The organism is Streptomyces sp. SUK 48 (genome assembly GCF_009650765.1).
In the GTDB taxonomy this organism is placed as follows: Bacteria; Actinomycetota; Actinomycetes; order Streptomycetales; family Streptomycetaceae; genus Streptomyces.
Window position 1 is genome coordinate 1,040,182 of sequence record NZ_CP045740.1, and the last position, 14,896, is coordinate 1,055,077.

Annotated in this window: 13 protein-coding genes and 4 pseudogenes; 9 read left to right on the forward strand and 8 right to left on the reverse strand. The window is 71.3% G+C overall.

The genetic code is table 11. From position 1 onward, the window contains the following. On the reverse strand, positions 1–144 hold the full coding sequence (locus GHR20_RS04415) for a hypothetical protein (RefSeq protein ID WP_153812303.1): 144 nt from the start codon (positions 142–144) through the stop codon (positions 1–3). Positions 145–360: 216 nt separating this feature from the next. On the opposite strand from GHR20_RS04415, the gene GHR20_RS04420 reads away from it, so the two are divergent. The 3 genes from GHR20_RS04420 (at position 361) to GHR20_RS04430 (ending at position 2,897) form a co-directional block, all read left to right on the forward strand. Further along, a complete protein-coding gene (locus tag GHR20_RS04420) occupies positions 361–1,053 on the forward strand; it encodes a helix-turn-helix domain-containing protein (protein WP_161214934.1) in 693 nt (230 codons plus the stop codon). A gap of 128 nt (positions 1,054–1,181) precedes the next feature. Then, positions 1,182–2,120, forward strand: a complete 939-nt coding sequence (locus GHR20_RS04425; RefSeq protein WP_153812305.1) for an alpha/beta hydrolase — start codon at positions 1,182–1,184, stop codon at positions 2,118–2,120. Positions 2,121–2,141: 21 nt separating this feature from the next. After that, the gene (locus GHR20_RS04430) at positions 2,142–2,897 is read left to right on the forward strand and encodes a class I SAM-dependent methyltransferase (RefSeq protein WP_153812306.1); all 756 of its coding nucleotides are present in this window, start codon (positions 2,142–2,144) and stop codon (positions 2,895–2,897) included. Positions 2,898–2,931: 34 nt separating this feature from the next. Here the strand turns inward: GHR20_RS04430 and GHR20_RS04435 are convergent, their stop codons facing one another. The 4 genes and pseudogenes from GHR20_RS04435 to GHR20_RS04450 form a co-directional block, all read right to left on the reverse strand. After that, the gene (locus GHR20_RS04435; RefSeq protein WP_153812307.1) at positions 2,932–4,431 is read right to left on the reverse strand and encodes an amidohydrolase family protein; all 1,500 of its coding nucleotides are present in this window, start codon (positions 4,429–4,431) and stop codon (positions 2,932–2,934) included. A 222-nt stretch (positions 4,432–4,653) separates the two neighbouring features. Next, positions 4,654–5,301, reverse strand: coding sequence for an isochorismatase family protein (locus GHR20_RS04440; protein ID WP_153812308.1), 648 nt, complete (start codon positions 5,299–5,301; stop codon positions 4,654–4,656). A 15-nt stretch (positions 5,302–5,316) separates the two neighbouring features. Then, positions 5,317–6,021, reverse strand: coding sequence for a DUF2470 domain-containing protein (locus GHR20_RS04445; RefSeq protein ID WP_153812309.1), 705 nt, complete (start codon positions 6,019–6,021; stop codon positions 5,317–5,319). 798 nt (positions 6,022–6,819) lie between these two features. Further along, positions 6,820–7,689 (reverse strand): annotated as a pseudogene (locus tag GHR20_RS04450) (IS982 family transposase). 330 nt (positions 7,690–8,019) lie between these two features. On the opposite strand from GHR20_RS04450, the gene GHR20_RS04455 reads away from it, so the two are divergent. Continuing rightward, positions 8,020–9,135 (forward strand): glycosyltransferase, encoded by a 1,116-nt coding sequence (locus GHR20_RS04455; protein WP_243877930.1) that lies wholly within the window; start codon positions 8,020–8,022, stop codon positions 9,133–9,135. Between the two features lie 94 nt (positions 9,136–9,229). Continuing rightward, positions 9,230–9,364, forward strand: a complete 135-nt coding sequence (locus GHR20_RS38085) for a hypothetical protein (protein WP_275549593.1) — start codon at positions 9,230–9,232, stop codon at positions 9,362–9,364. A gap of 1,249 nt (positions 9,365–10,613) precedes the next feature. Here GHR20_RS38085 and GHR20_RS04460 read toward each other — a convergent pair. The 3 genes and pseudogenes from GHR20_RS04460 to GHR20_RS37290 form a co-directional block, all read right to left on the reverse strand. After that, the gene (locus GHR20_RS04460; RefSeq protein ID WP_111584290.1) at positions 10,614–10,775 is read right to left on the reverse strand and encodes a hydrophobic protein; all 162 of its coding nucleotides are present in this window, start codon (positions 10,773–10,775) and stop codon (positions 10,614–10,616) included. Between the two features lie 132 nt (positions 10,776–10,907). After that, positions 10,908–11,174 carry an STAS domain-containing protein gene (locus GHR20_RS04465; protein ID WP_243877931.1) on the reverse strand — a complete coding sequence of 89 codons (267 nt, stop codon included), beginning with the start codon at positions 11,172–11,174 and terminating at the stop codon, positions 10,908–10,910. A gap of 16 nt (positions 11,175–11,190) precedes the next feature. Beyond that, a pseudogene (locus GHR20_RS37290) lies at positions 11,191–11,452 on the reverse strand (site-specific integrase); the annotation flags it as partial. 469 nt (positions 11,453–11,921) lie between these two features. Between GHR20_RS37290 and GHR20_RS04475 the strand changes: the two are divergent. The 4 genes and pseudogenes from GHR20_RS04475 to GHR20_RS04490 all read left to right on the forward strand — a co-directional run. After that, positions 11,922–12,242, forward strand: coding sequence for a hypothetical protein (locus GHR20_RS04475; RefSeq protein WP_111584289.1), 321 nt, complete (start codon positions 11,922–11,924; stop codon positions 12,240–12,242). Positions 12,243–12,316: 74 nt separating this feature from the next. Then, positions 12,317–13,707, forward strand: a pseudogene (locus GHR20_RS04480) (DUF4331 domain-containing protein). Between the two features lie 73 nt (positions 13,708–13,780). Then, positions 13,781–14,089: a phospholipase gene (locus tag GHR20_RS04485; RefSeq protein ID WP_153812311.1), complete on the forward strand. Its 309-nt coding sequence runs from the start codon at positions 13,781–13,783 to the stop codon at positions 14,087–14,089. A gap of 268 nt (positions 14,090–14,357) precedes the next feature. After that, a pseudogene (locus GHR20_RS04490) lies at positions 14,358–14,846 on the forward strand (helix-turn-helix domain-containing protein); the annotation flags it as partial. Positions 14,847–14,896 lie beyond the last annotated feature (50 nt).

Consider the following 14,896-nt stretch of genomic DNA (forward strand, 5'->3'; position numbering starts at 1 on the left):
TCAGGCGGGGGCGTGGTCCCGCTCCCCCGCTGCTCCGGGGAGCACCGGGGGCTCGTCCCGGCGGGCTCCGGGCGCGAAGACGGCGGCGACGACGGCAGCAGCGGCGCAGAAGCCGGCGGTGGCGAGGACCAGGCCGGGGAGCACCGGGGGCCCGACGCCCGGTCGGGTCCCGTGTCTGATCCCGGATCGGATCCCGTGTCGGCTGCGGTGCCGGGTGCGGTCCCGGCCGGCGTCTCGGTCATGGCGCACTGCTCCCGTTGCTCGGCGCGGAACTCTGCCGCGCGACGACGCGAACAATGTATGCGTAAGGCATGCCTAACTTCCACTTCGGCCGCGTGCGGGAAGTGGGAGGATGACGGCATGTACCGCCCTCCGCAGACCGCCGACCCCGACCCGGCACGCCGACGGCGCGGGGTGCCCAGGTCGCAGCCGAGGCCGGGGCTGACACCCGAGGCCGTCGCGCGGGCGGGCCGGGAGCTGATCGAGCGCGAGGGGCTGGACGCGCTCACCATGCGGGCGGTGGCGGCCGAACTGGGCACCGCCGCCGCGTCGCTGTACCGGCACGTCGCCGACCGTGACGCGCTGCTGCTGGCGATCCTGGAGGACATCGCGTCCCGGCTGCCCGTGCAGGTGCCCGGCGCGTCACCCGCGCAGCGGCTGTTCAACCGGCTGACCACCGCGCACGACTACATGGCCGAGCACATCTGGGTGCTGCACATCCTGATCCGCGGCGAACTCGTCGCCCGCAACGCCTTCCCGTTCAGCGACGCCTGCCTGGCCGACTTCCTCGCGGCGGGCCTCACCGAGCGCCGGGCCTCCACCGCCTACCACGCCTGCTGGCACCTCACCACCGGCGAACTGCTCAACGAGCACCCGCTCACCCCGCCGCCCCAGCCGAGCCAGCGCCGGCAGGCCCTCGACTCGGTGGACCCCGCCGAGCTTCCGGCGCTCGCCCGGGTCCGCGAGGCGGAGCTGCGGCAGGGCCGCGACACCTACGCGACGGCGCTCAAGGCCCTGCTGACGGCCTTTCTGCCCGACGCGGCGGACTTCTGAGGCCCGGATACCCGTCAGCCGCCCCCGCCGTCGAAGTCGAGGGTACCGCTCCGGCCGAGTCGTAAGTTAGGTTTACCTAAGTTACTTCCGTGTCGGCCTCGTGGTGCCGACGGCTAAGGGGGAAACGGATGACTCGGCCGTACACCCAGGGCGGGTCCGTATGGGTGCCCACCCGTGACGGACGACGACTGCACGCGATGGTCCTCGACGTCCGCGAGCCGGGCGCCGGGCCGCCGCCTCCCGGCCGGCCGCCGCCGACGGTCGTGTTCGAGGCGGGGGTGGCGGCCGACCGTTCCTCCTGGGCCCGGGTTCAGCCCGCGGTCGCCCGGTTCGCCCGGGCCGTTGTCTACGACCGGGCCGGGCTCGGCCGCAGTGCGCCGGACCGGGCGGGGCGGACGCTCACGCGGATGGCCGACGACCTGGGCGATCTGCTCGACCACTTCGGACCCGGCCCGTTCGTCCTCGTCGGGCACAGCGCCGGCGGCCCGATCGTGCGCCGGGCCGCGGCCGACCGCCCCGACCGGATCACCGGCCTCGTCCTGGTCGAACCCACCGACGAGGGCGCCGATGTGCTGTTCACCCCGGGCTTCCGCCGGATGAGCCGGATCGTGCCCCGCGCCTACAGACTGCTCGCCCGCCTCGATCTGCTGCACCTGCTGCACAAGCCCCTGCTCAGGGCGGTCCCCGAGGATGTGCGCGCGGCGATGCGGCGGGAGGCGTTCACGGCGGGGGCGATGTCCGCCTGGGCCGAGACCAACCGCACCTTCCTCGACGAACTCGCCGCCTGGCGCGACACCCCGCCCGACACCGGGGACATCGCGCTCACCGTCGTGTCCGGCGCCCGCGCGGGCAACGGCATGAGCCGCTCGATCCGTGCCGCCGCGAACGCCTCGCACGCCCGCCGGGCCGCCGGTTCAGCCGGGGGCCGCCATGTGATCGCCGAACGCTCGGGCCACTACGTCCCGCTGACCGAGCCCGACCTCGTCGTGGCTCAGATCGCCCGGCTCGTCCGGCAGCCGGACGCCCCCGAGCCGAAGACGCCCGTACGCGACGACCGAAACGGCTGACCCCGCACCGGAGGTGCCCCGATGACCGACCGAACCGCACGAACCGCCGCGTACGCCCCGTCGCCGCTGGACGACCGAGCCCGCGCGGTGGCCGACCGGCTGCACGCCCGCAGCCGCCGCCAGACCCGCACCGCGTTCGCGCCGGTCCTGGCCCACGCCGTCACCAGCCGGCTGCGCGAGGGCTCGTGGGACCCCACGCAGTCGGCGGACGGCAAGGCGTGGCTGGCCGACAAACTGGTCGCCCTCGACCCGCACAAGGCCGCCCTGTGCTATCAGTTGTGCCGCGCGATCGGCGCCCGCCGGGTCGTCGAGGCCGGCACCTCCTACGGCGTGTCCACGATCTACCTCGCCGCGGCGGTCCGCGACAACGTCACCGACGGCACGTCCCTGGCGGCCCAGGGCGGCGGCCTGTCCGACGCCAAGGTGTTCGGCACGGAGCACGAGCCCGGCAAGGTCGCCGAGGCCCGTGCCAACATCGCCGCCGCGGGAGTGTCCGAGCATGTCGACATCCTCGTCGGCGACCTGCGCGAGACGCTGACCACCGTGCTGGGCCCCATCGACTTCATGCTGGTCGACATCTGGATCCCCATGGCACTGCCCGCGCTCCGGATCGTCACACCGCTGCTGCGTCCCGGCGCGCTGGTCGTCTGCGACAACGTGGTCAGCGGGCGCCGCCAGTACGCCGACTACCTCGCCCATGTCCGCGACCCCGCCGGGCCGTTCACCTCCGTCACGCTCCCCGGGCACGGCGGCCTGGAGGTGTCCCGGAAGAACTGACCGCCCGGGCGAGCCCGTTGGGTCCGCCGCCGGATCAGACCGTCCCGTAGGGGCCGTGGGTCCAGCGTCCGCCGGTCATCGTGGCGTGCACCGGCATCGCCCGCAGCGTGGCGGCGTCGGCCTTCAGCGGGTCCACGTCCACGACGACCAGGTCGGCCGGGTCCCCGACCCGGACCAGCCGGCGTCCACGGGCCGCCGCCACCAGCGCGTCGGGTACGGACAGCCGCTGTTCCGGGTGCCAGGCGGGACGTTCGTCGTCGGTACGGCTGACGGCCGCCGCGACGGCGAGCCAGGGGTCCAGCGGGGACACCGGGGCGTCCGAGCCGAACTCCAGCCGGGCGCCGGCCGCGTGCAGGGCGGCGTACGCGAAGGCCCGGCCGGTGCGCCCGGCCCAGTGCCGGTCGGCCACGTCCCGGTCGTCGGTGGCGTGCCGGGGCTGCACTCCGGCCGTGACCCCCAACTGAGCGAAACGCGGCAGGTCTTCGGGGCTCAGCAGCTGCGCGTGCTCGATCCGGCCGCGGCAGCGTACGGCCGCGAAGGCGTCCAGGGCCACGGTGTTGGCGCGGTCCCCGATGGCGTGCACGGCGGGCTCGATGCCGTGCGCGGCGGCGTGGCGCATCAGCCGTACCAGCTCCTCGGGGGCCGTCTCCCCGATGCCGTGCGCGCCCTCGCCGCCCTCCAGGCCCGGATAGGGGTCGTGGCACAGGGCGGTACGGGTGTTGAGCGAGCCGTCGGTGAACAGCTTGAGGGGACCCACCCGTACCAGCCCGGGGTGGCGGCCGACCCCGCTGCCGGTGCGCAGGCCCCGGGCGATGGCCGCGTCGAGACGGCTCGGGTAGACGGCCGCCGCCACGCGCACGGCGGGCGCGGTGTGCGCCGTACGCCGTTCCCAGTCTCCGACGGTGTCGCCGTACTGGAAGTCGATGACACCGGTCACCCCGCGCGCGGCGGCGGCCCGGCATGCCTCGGCGATCCGGTCGTCGACCGCCTCGACGGCCGCCTTGGGCAGGGCGGACAGCGCCTCGTGGGTCTCGTGCTCGCGCAGCAGCCCGGTGGGGTGCTCGCCCCGGCCGACGAGCGCCAAGGCGGCGGAGTTGAGCCACACGGCGTGCAGATCGGCGCTGACCAGGGCCACCGGCCGGTCCGGGAGTACCGCGTCGAGCAGGTCCTTGTGCGGGGCGTCGGACCACAGACCGTCCCGGAAGCCGTACCCGAACAGGACCGTGTCGCGGGGCCCGCCGGTCTGCCGCCGCACCAGGTCGGCGACCGCCCGTGCGGATCCGGTGCCGGCCAGGTCCAGGCGGTGCCGGGCGTTCGCCCACTCCGCCAGGTGGACGTGCGCGTCCCACAGCCCCGGCAGCAGTACGCGCCCGTCGAGGTCCACGACCCGCTCGCGGCCGTCGGGGGCCGCCCTGTCGCCGTACTCCGCGTCGGTGACGACATGGGTGACGGTGCCGTCAGCCACGCGGACCCGGCTGAGCGGGCCGCCGGCGCCGAGCCGCACCCGGTCGAGTACGAGAGCGAAGTCGGTCATGAAGCCTCCCTGGAGGACGCCGGGCGGCTCTTGGCCGAACGACCGGCGAGAAACGTGGCCTCGCCCTACCCACGGCTGCGGGCAGGCGAGAGATGAACTGTGGTGGGCCGAACGGCCGTTGGCCATCGGGCGGTCCGCCACCCCGGCGGGTCCGCGGCGTGCCCAAAGCCCCATGGTGTCCGCGGCATGCTCCGTCAGATCGCCATGGTGTCCGCGGTGTGCTCAGAGCGCCATGGTGTCCGCGGTCCTGTCGCGGAGTTCCGCGCGTACGGACTCGGTGAGGGTGACGGTCGCGCAGGTGGCGGCCAGCCAGCGGACGGCCATGGTGTGGTCGTCGGCCGTGCGGTCGGCCACGGCGTCGGCGACGACGAACGCCTCGAGGTCCTGCATCCAGGCGTCGGCCGCGGTGAGCAGGACATCGGTGTGCGCCGCCGCGCCCACGACCAGCACCTGGTCCCGCCCGAGTTCCTTCAGCCGCGAGCGCAGCCGGGTGCCGGCGAACGCGCTGTACCGCCTGGCCGTCAGGACCGTGTCGCCCGCCTCCGGCCGCAGCACGTCCACGACGGCGTGGGCGTCCGCCTCGGTGGGCATGCCCCGCGCCGGCCCCTCTCCCCCGGCCGACCGCGCCCCCGGAATGCGCGTCACATACACGACGGGCACGCCGGAGCAGCGGGCGGTCTCGGTCAACCGGCCGATGTTGTCGAGGAGTTGCGCGACCGGGGCGGTCTCCCGCAGGGCCCGCAGGACGTGCTCCTGCATGTGCTGCACGACGAGTGCGGCACGCGACGGGTCGATGCTCCGCGAGGGGCCGCCGTCCGGCAGCGACGCCGCGTCGGGCATCGGGTACGGCAGGACGCTTGAGGATGTCATGTCTCGCCTTTCGGCTCAGGCCAGCAGGTGGCCGCTGTGGGAGAGGCGGCGCGCCGCCGACAGCAGGGCGTGGATCTGCGGTCCGACGTGGTCGAGGTCGCGCACGGGGGTGCGGAACGGGATGCGGGCGTCGTGGTGGGTGCGCCGGTGTTCCAGACGCAGGGTCAGGCCGTAGCGGTCGATGGCCACCGGGACCACCTTCGTCACGCCGGGCTCCGGACGCGGCCGCACGAGCCGCAGCAGCCGGGGCACGAGGTCGGCGTGGTCGTCCACGAGGTGGGTCAGGATGCCCGCCTCACCGGTGGCCAGCGGATCGAGTTCGGCCGCCTCCAGTTCCTGGAGGGTCACGTAGGCGCGTCCGCCGGATTCCTCCAGGACGCCCTGCCCGAACTCCATGCACGTGCTGTCGGTGGCGTCCGGGTCGCACGGCGCGCGCAGCACCCCGGTCAGGGTGACGCGGGCGCGCAGCCGCTCGCGTACCGGCGTGGGCGCTATGTCGGTGAGTTCCAGACGGACCGGGACCCGTACGGGCGACGGGGTGCCGTCGCCCTCCCAGGCGGCGTGCAGATGGAAGTGCCCCATCGCGCCGGTGCCGTCGAGTCGGCGGATCTCATGGTGGCGGCCGTCGCTGACCACGGTCATCGAGTGGGCGGCGGCCAGGATCGACCGGACACGCTCGGCGGCCGTCGGCGCGGGGGCAGGACTGAGGGTATGACGCATCCGGGCCCTCCAGGACCAGGCGAAGTAAGGTAAGCCTAACCTAACTCATGCGTGATCCGGCCGGCCAGTCGCCCCGCACACACGAAGCCCCTCCACCGGCCGGGGCGATCACCGGTGAGGCCAGCGCGTAGCCCAGGAGTTACCAGAGGACACTACGGTTTACGCAGGTCTGGGGCTGGGTGGCCGGTGAACCGGCGGCACCGGGCTTGCCAGGTGGTCGTCGGTGCCCACTTTTTGCAGGCGAACGTGAACCGCCAGGTTGTCGCCCCTCGTCGGCAACAGGGCCTGCCTGGAGTCGCAGTGGCGTACAAGGAGGAAAAGGGGCGCCCGTCAGCGGTCGGAGCCCACTGGGACTTTTTCTGCTCTTCGGCGCGGCCCGCGCCGTCCGGCGCGCAACGGCCCTGCGCCGATCAGCCTCAAGACGTCCGAGTCAGGCGGAGTGCAGTCAGCACGGGAGTCAGCACCGCACCGCCAAATCGCCCTGAACCGCCCTTCCGCACGTCGGCATGGTGGCTGGACTCAAAGCTGACCCCATAACTCTTGAGACCGCGAAGGCCCGGATTCGCAGGGAGCGGGAGCGTGGCTCACGGCGTCGTAAATGTAGGCGCGGGCGTTGAGGGCGCCGTCCTCGACCCGTCCCTCGTCGTTGGCCGTTCCGGGGTTACCGCCAGACCTGGTGCTGGCCGCCGTTACAGGGCAGCGTGTACACGTCGCCGCCGGCGTTGCTGTCCAGGCACCATCCGCTCATGCGGTTCACCAGCTGCCAGTTGCCGTTGCCCAGACCCTTCTCGTATGTGATCAGTGGTCGCAGATGATCAGGGATCGCATGACCGGCTCCGTGGTCTTGTGGTTGTGCCAGATCGGCCGCAGCCAGCGCGAGGACGCGCTGGGCGACGCGGGCGGCGACGCCCTCGAAGGTCCGGCCGACGTGCTGTTCCAGGTCGAGCCGGCCCTTGAGAGTGTCGTTCGCTGACTCGATCAGCTGCCGCACCGACTTCAGCAAGGACTCGCCCTTGCGGCGTTTTTCCCGCTTGAACGACGGCCGCAGCAACTCCGCCCCACGCAAGGCCAGATCGGCCTCGAAATCCTTGGAAGCAAAGCCCTTGTCCGCGATCAGCAGCAGCCCGGGCCGGTCGGTTACCGCGTCCGGCTCGCGGTCCAGCATCGCCGTCAGCACCTCGCGCTCGTCCAGCTTCGGGTTCGCCAGGGCCCACAGCACCGGCATGCCCGTCGGGGTGCACACCAGGTACAGCCGCAGGCCCCAGAAGAACCGGGAGTGGCTGGCGCAGTATCCATACCCGGCCCAGCCGGCCAGGTCCGACCGCTTCACCGTGGGCCGCGAGCGGCCGCACTCGACCGGGGTCGAGTCAATGATCCAGTGGTTGTCGAACCAGAAGTCGGTGTCCGTCGCGAGGAGCCGTATCACCCGTCTGACCGGCGGCAAAGCAGCCCTCAGCCGCTTGTTCCAGCCCGGCTGCTTCGGAACGCAGGGGAACATCGCGCCGAGGCGGGAGGAGGCGAACCGCGCCACCTGGACTCCGAGTCGAAGCCCAGCTTCGCCTGGGCGACGGCAAGGCAGACGAGTTCGGAGTCCGTCAACCGCAAAGGGCGCCCCAGCCACCGGGTATCTCCGGTCTCATCGTCGATCTTCACGTACAGCGCCGTCAGCGGGGCGTCCAGGTCATTCGTCACAGATCGATCTTGGACGCTCTCAAAGGCACCCTCGCGCCGTGCACAGCAAGCCCAGACGGACCGTTGACGCCGGTGTCGTTCCGCGATGACCGAGAAGGCGCTGTTGCCGGAAGGGTGCAGACCGCCCTGCACATGTGCCAGGCCAGGCTCCCGGTCATACTCCGGGCCACCTGGCCTCGCGTCTCCCGGAAGCCCAGGACTCCTGACGCATCCCTTCATGGTCAAATTACGTCCTACATCGATGAAAGCCCTGGAGTATTCGTGGCCTTACAAATAGCAGTCACCGCCGAGCCGATACCTTCGCATGTGTCCGCGCTGGATTACGTCACCTGCCCGGCCCTTGAGCAGGGCCACCATGTCGCGCTCCACGCCCCTCTCATGTTCCGCCGGGAAGCCCGGCGGCGCGGAGTGGAATTCCACCGCGCCGGAACGAACTGGACCTGCGATCCCGTCGTTCAGCAGGCGGCGAGCGAGATCTGGAAGGGGGCCGGAAACGCACCCTTCAACCGGTACGTCTTCGGCCACGTCTGGCCCGAACAGGCCGAGGCGAAGGCCCATGACCTGCTCACCGCGTGGACACGGACGCGGCCCGATCTGGTGATCGCCGAGTGCAGCGATCTCGGCGCACACCTCGCGGCCAAGGTATTGGGGTTGCCCCTGCTCGCAGCGGACAACGGCCTCGGCCCTGTGCTCCTGGACCTCTGGGACACCGACATCGCACCCGCGCTGACTCCCCTCTACAAACAGCACGAGCAGGACACACCCACGCTCCCCCCGATGCTCACCCCCGCGCCGGTCGAGTGGTTCTACGGACCGCCCCCGCCCTCGGCGCGCGCGGTCCGACGCACCGTCGCGGAATTCCGGACCGCCCTCCCCGAGTGGCTGGACCACTCCCCCTCCTCCCGCCCGCTCATCTATGTGAGCCTCGGAACCTTGACCACCGCGATGTCCGGGCTCCGTGACGTCGTGGGGAGCGCATACCGGGAGATCATGGCCGCACTCTCCGGAATCGACTGCGACGCGATCGTGTCCGCGGGCGATCTCGCGGAGCACCTTCGGAGCGCGGACCCCCGCATCAAGGTCGTCGAGCACGTCCCGCAGCCCGCGCTCCTGCGCCGTGCCGACCTCTTCGTGACGCACGGAGGCCGGGCATCCCTGCTCGACGCGGTGCAGGGCGCAACACCCGTCCTGGGCATGGGCGTTCTCGCCGACCAGCCCGACAACACCGTCGCGTTCGCCCGGCGCGGCCTCGGCAGTGCACTGGACCTCACGGCGACGCGCGACGAGATCGCCGACGCCATGACGGCCGTCCTCGGCACCTCACGCTACGGCACCGCCATGAGCGCCGCCAACGCCGAGCTGTCACAACTGCCACCGCTCGACCTCAAGGAACTATGGGACAGTCTCCAGCTTGGTCTTTAACGTGTGCCGCCGAACGGTGCGTCGTACTTGATCACTCGGTTCGGTAACTGCCGTGAGGCCGTGGCAATGTCCGGCCTGCCGGAGGAAAAACTCGGTGAGCTGGCCCGGCGAGCGGGCGGGCTGGAAGGCGAGCCGCGCCGGCCACGGTACGCCGACCCGCGCACGGGAGGCGGGCCGCCGCGGCGCCGGGAGGCGGGCGCAGCAAACTCTGCTGACCGCCACCGCGTGACGACGGCCTCGCCCCGACGTGATCCGGTGCAGGGGCGCTGCGTTCGGGCTCAGCCGGGGTAGTCAGCAGCGTGACCACGGCCGCGATCAACCCGCCCGTCGCCGAGAACACCCACACCGCCCGCGCCACGAACAGCAGAATCAGCCCGCCTGCCAGCCACGCGAACCGACGCGGCGCCTCTCCATGTCCGTCCTCCCCGTCGACGCGGGGGTGTTACGACCGAAGAGCGGTGGCTCAGCTCCACGCATCGGGGGGTCCGCCGCTCTACCGCCTCCGCGATGCCCGGGTCCACGCGGGACGGCCGGGCCACCTCCTGGTGCGTGGCGAGCGTACGGCGGTAGCCGTCCGAGGCGTTCTCCCGAACGCGCACCGGCCCGGAAGGCGCGACTGCGGCTTCCGGGCCGGCATGAGGAAGTTCGGCGGTGGGCAGCGCTCGGGTGCCAGGATCCGCAGCGTCTGGACGATCGTGCGGCCGGCCGGTGTTGGCGACCGCGATGATGCGGGTCTGTTCCCGGCGCGTCTTCGTCGCCCGGGCCAACGACGAGCTACCGCGGGCGCGGGGACGACGTGGCGGACAACCGTCACTACCCGGGTGCCAGGGAGCTACCCCCGCCGGGCGCGGGACGACGCCGCCGACGGGGTGCGGCGCTCCACCGGCGCCGCGGGCGCGGTCGGCTGCCGGCCGGGCGGCGGTCGCCCTGGTGGAGATGGCCTTCCTGGATGCGGGCGCAGGACATGCGGTGTGCGGACCTTCGCACCGCGCACCTTCTGTTGGCGGCCGCGATCAGCCGCGGTGTGCTCCAGTACAGCTTCGTGCCGACTGCCGGGGCGGGGCGACGTCCGGGCGGCCGGTGTCCGTGTCGAACGCCACGGCCTGGACGCGCCCGACGAGTTCGGGTGAGTTCGCGCGGCGACGATGGCGCCGGACCGGGCGAGGAATGCTGCCGCCGGCGGCCGGGGTGGTCATGCCGCGCTTTTCTCGGGCCGTCTCACGTGTTGTCCGAGCGAGGGCCCGAGACCGGAGCGGCTGGCGTGTCTGGAGGTGCGCGGTTCCCGTGCGCTCACGACAGCCGCCCCGATATGCGTATTCCTCTACCCACGTTCCGTGTATTACGCAGGAGTCCGTGAAAAACGTCCGAAGTGAAAGCGCCGGCAGCGGTCGTGGGTCGGCCATGGCATACCGCTGCGGGCCACACCCTTTTCGGGTGTGGCCCGCAGCGGTACTCCTGCCGGGCGTCGGCAGTCGGCCTTACCAGCGATACCAGCGTGCGCTGCCGCCCTTGGGCCGGGCCACGAACCCGACGAGCCACACGACGAGCACGATCACGGCGATCAACCACAGGGCCTTGAGCGCGAAACCGGCACCGAAGAGAATCAGAGCGAGCAGAAGAACGAGAAGCAGGGGAACCATGATTATCAACCTCCGGGCCAGCTTGTGCCCGGCATCTCCCCCATCAATCCCAGGTCACTGATCGCATTACTCCACCTCGGTGACCAGCGCGCCGATCCTGGCCCCCAGGCCCAGCGGGTGCGCCAGTCGACGTCAGAGGCGCAGGGCCTGGTCCACAGTGGGGTGGCAGTCGATGACCGTGTCCAGGCCGACGATCTGGACCGTGCGCAAGACGGGTGCCGACAGTGCTGCCAGGCGGAGCCAGCCGCCTGCCCCGGTGAGAGCACGGTGGGCACTGATCAGGATGTTGATGCCGCTGGAGTCCATGAACCTGTTCCGCATCGGCTTCCCGGCCGCGGCCGAGGTGATCGCCTCGGCGACGTCCCGTAGTTTGATATTGGCGTGCTGGGAGACCGTCACCAGGATCTCCCACGCCTTCCTCCGCGCGGGCGGCGGTCTTGTAGAGCATCCGCCACAGCGTCTTCTCCCGCGGGTGTACCTCGCGCCGGGCGATGAGCCGGTCCGCGGCCATCTTCGAGCGGGCCAGGGTCTCGGAGTCAGGCACCACCAGTCGCTTTGTCCAGGCCGGACCGCCGGCCCGTCGTAGCCGTACTCCGCGCATCAGCCCAGCCACGACGGCATACCGCCGCCCGGCGGGCGTTCCAGGTGTTGACCGCTGCGGTACCCCACAGCGTTTCCGGCTGGTGAAAGGTGCTGCTGCACGCTGCCCAGACCTGACGGTCGCTCAGTGATCACCTTCTTCTGTCGTTTTCTGCCGGTAGTAATCCGGTGCAGGTCCGGCGCCGGCTTGGTCGACTGGGGAGAGAAAGCGGATTTCCCTCGTTCGGTCGATCCGCTTGCGGTTTGAGCTGCGGTGACAGCGATACGCAAGGGCGTGCGTCAACTACGCTGCGGCGAGGCAGGCTTGACGGAGGGAAATGCTGGGCGTTTCATTCGGTTCGAAGCGCCGGCCTCTTCTGCCACAGGCCCTGAGCGTCTGCCGTCAGACGCTTCTTCGGCGCCTTCGGTCTCTTCGCTCAGGCCGCAGGAGCGCCCGCCACAGGTGACCCGTGACTTCTCGTTGGTTCGATCCTTCTCTGCGTTGATCGGCCTGCTGGTTGCCTGAAGCGAGTCTCTTCCCGCGGTCCCCAGTCAACAGGAGTGATCATGAACGATTCGCAGCGGCCTCAGCAGGAAGCGCCTTCCGGTCTCGACCGCCGGGGGGTGATGCGCGGTGCGACGCAGCTGGGCCTCGCGGGCCTCGCCGCGGGTGTGGTCCTGGGTGCTGCGGAGCCGGCCATGGCGGCTTCGCCGCGCCTGAACGAAGCGGTGGCCCAGGTGCCGGCCGAGGCGGCCGGCTCGCACGAGCCGTTGGTGGTGCACGTGCGCGACGCCTCGAAGGGCGAACTGGACTTCTTCCACGGAGAGCGGCATCACCGCGTAGTCGACCGGGAGTTGGCCGCGGCTCTGCTGCGTCATACGCGCTGACCGGACGCCACCCCGATTCACCCGGCAACTGATGTTGCCCGCGCAACACACCCATCGACGCAAGTGAGGTTTTGATGTCCTCCCACCGTGAAGCCCCGGAGATCTCCAAGGACCCGGTCGCCGACAGCACCGACGTCTACGCCTTCGTCAGCCCCGACGCCCCCGAAACCGTCACGCTGATCGCCAACTACATTCCGCTGCAGGATCCCGCGGGCGGACCGAACTTCTACGAGTTCGGGGACGACGTGCTCTACGAGATCCACATCGACAACGACGGCGACGGCCGCGCGGATGTCACCTACCAGTTCGAGTTCACCACCAAGCTGCGGCACCCGGACAGCTTCCTGTACAACACCGGGCCGATCCTGAGCCTGGACTCACCGAACTGGAACCGCTACCAGACCTACACCCTCACCCGGGTCGAGAGCAGCGGTCGGCGCTCGGTTCTGGGCCGTCACCTGGCCTGCCCGCCCTGCAACATCGGCCCGCTGTCCACCCCGAACTACCAGCGGCTGGCTCAGCAGGCGGTCCACACCCTGGGCAAGCACCGCACCGTGTTCGCCGGACAGCGCGCCGAGGGCTTCTACGTCGACCTGGGCGCCATCTTCGACCTCGGCACCCTGCGCCCGTTCCAGAACCTGCACAACCAGTTCGGGATGAGCGTCTTCACCCAGCCCGCCGACGGCGTCAACACCACCAAGGAACTCAACGTCCACTCGCTGGCGATCCAGGTGCCCGTCACCGACCTCACCCACCACGGGCGACGGATCAGGGACGTCACCGACCCGCACGCCACCATCGGGGTGTGGACATCCGCGAGCCGCCGTCGCGCCCGAGTCATCGAGCCCGGCCGGGACCTCGAGACCGGGCCCTACACCCAGGTCTCCCGCCTCGGAAACCCCCTCTTCAACGAAGTCCTGGTTCCACTCGGCCACAAGGACGAGTGGAACGCCCTGCCGCCGGCCGACGACAAACGCTTCGCCACCTACGTCGCCCACCCCGAACTGGCGAGGCTCCTGCCGGTCCTCTACCCCGGGGTCTTCCCCCACCTGGACGCCTACAACAAGTCCAACAAGCCCCGCACCGACCTGCTCGCCATCCTGCTCACCGGCATCCCCAAGGGAGTCGTACCGGGCTTCCAGAACTACACCGGCTCCACCCAGGCGGACATGATCCGCCTCAACACCGCCATCCCCCGGCCAGGAAGCCCAACATCCTCGGCCTGGTCGGCGGCGATCCGGCCGGCTTCCCCAACGGACGCCGTGTCTACGACGACGTCGTCACCGTCGAACTGCGCGCGCTGGCCGGCGCCACCCTCCCGCTCGTCGACAAGAGCTACACCCCCGACGCCGCGGCGTCCAAGGTGACCGACGGCCTCACCCCGGCCGACGTCACCAACCCCTACCTGGACTCCTTCCCCTACCTCGGCGTCCCGTACGACGGCTACCACCACCCCGCCTCCTGACCGCGTTCCGCCGGCGGGGCCGCCCTTGCGGCAACGGCAGCCCCGCCATTACCCCGATCGAAGAGAGCCCCGCATGCACCAGCACACCTCCCACCCCTCCACCCAGGGCAGCGTCATCCTGGACATCGGCGAGGACACCGCCGCGCTCATCATCCACACCGCCCCCGAACACGACGGACTCGAAATCCACGTCAGCCCCCTCGACCGGCCCGAGCAGCGCACCCACGCTGCCGTGCGCCCACGCCACGTCGCCGACCGCACCATCCACTGCGTCCTCATCCACCCCCTGCCCGCCGGCACCTACACCGTCTGGAAGGACGACGGCATCGCCCACGGCACTGTCACGCTCACCGGCGGAGGCGTGACCGAGTACCACTGGTGACACCGGCTACTGCGCGATGTCCGACGACGGCGCATGGATCTCTTTTTCACGCCATGCGCTGGAGAAGCCCTGCCCCATGAACCCCGGTCGCTCTCACTTGACGACTCCGGCGAATGTCTTTGTTCCCGTGCCGGGCTGCTGGATCTGCTCCCTCCTGGCGGCTGTCGCTCACTCAGCCTGACGCGGCAAGGGCGGGCTGACGCTGCGCGACTGGACGGTGCTCGGGGCCGCGGGCCACGCGAGAGGGGGGAGGTCGCCGAACGAAGGGCCGGGCGCGGCGGCCCGGCTCGCCGCCGGGCAGCTCGGGCGGCTGGCCGGGGCGGCGGTCACGGTCGCCGGTGCCGGACCGGCCGCCGGACCGCGGGCGATCGCCGACGCGCACGCCGAGGGGGTGCGCTGCCTGCGGGCCATGCATGTGCTCGGCCGGGACGGAAGCGGCGCCCGCGCCGCCGAACTCGGCTTCGTGGGCGTGCTGCTGGGCGACGACCACGATGTGGACGGCTTCGTCGCCGCCACCCTCGGGCCCCTGCTGGAGTACGACGCCCAGCGCGGCACCCAGCTGGTGCGCACCCTGCGCGCCTACTTCGGCTGCGGCGGCAGCCTCACCCGGGCGAAGGAGGAGCTGCACGTCCATGTGAACACGGTCGTCCAGCGACTGGACCGCGTCCACGCCCTCCTCGGCCCCGGCTGGAGCACCCCCGAGCAGACCCTGGAGCTGCAACTCGCGCTGCGCCTGCACCTGTTGTCCGACGGGTGACCGGCCCGGCACGGGCGACCCGGGATCCGCCGCGGAAGGTGTCGGTGACA

Bases quoted from the DNA above. Each gene is read 5' to 3' on its own strand.
- GHR20_RS04420 (WP_161214934.1), top strand. From the start codon at position 361: ATGTACCGCCCTCCGCAGACCGCCGACCCCGACCCGGCACGCCGACGG.
- GHR20_RS04425 (WP_153812305.1), top strand. From the start codon at position 1,182: ATGACTCGGCCGTACACCCAGGGCGGGTCCGTATGGGTGCCCACCCGT.
- GHR20_RS04430 (WP_153812306.1), top strand. From the start codon at position 2,142: ATGACCGACCGAACCGCACGAACCGCCGCGTACGCCCCGTCGCCGCTG.
- GHR20_RS04435 (WP_153812307.1), bottom strand. From the start codon at position 4,431: ATGACCGACTTCGCTCTCGTACTCGACCGGGTGCGGCTCGGCGCCGGC.
- GHR20_RS04440 (WP_153812308.1), bottom strand. From the start codon at position 5,301: ATGACATCCTCAAGCGTCCTGCCGTACCCGATGCCCGACGCGGCGTCG.
- GHR20_RS04445 (WP_153812309.1), bottom strand. From the start codon at position 6,021: ATGCGTCATACCCTCAGTCCTGCCCCCGCGCCGACGGCCGCCGAGCGT.
- GHR20_RS04460 (WP_111584290.1), bottom strand. From the start codon at position 10,775: ATGGTTCCCCTGCTTCTCGTTCTTCTGCTCGCTCTGATTCTCTTCGGT.
- GHR20_RS04475 (WP_111584289.1), top strand. From the start codon at position 11,922: ATGAACGATTCGCAGCGGCCTCAGCAGGAAGCGCCTTCCGGTCTCGAC.
- GHR20_RS04485 (WP_153812311.1), top strand. From the start codon at position 13,781: ATGCACCAGCACACCTCCCACCCCTCCACCCAGGGCAGCGTCATCCTG.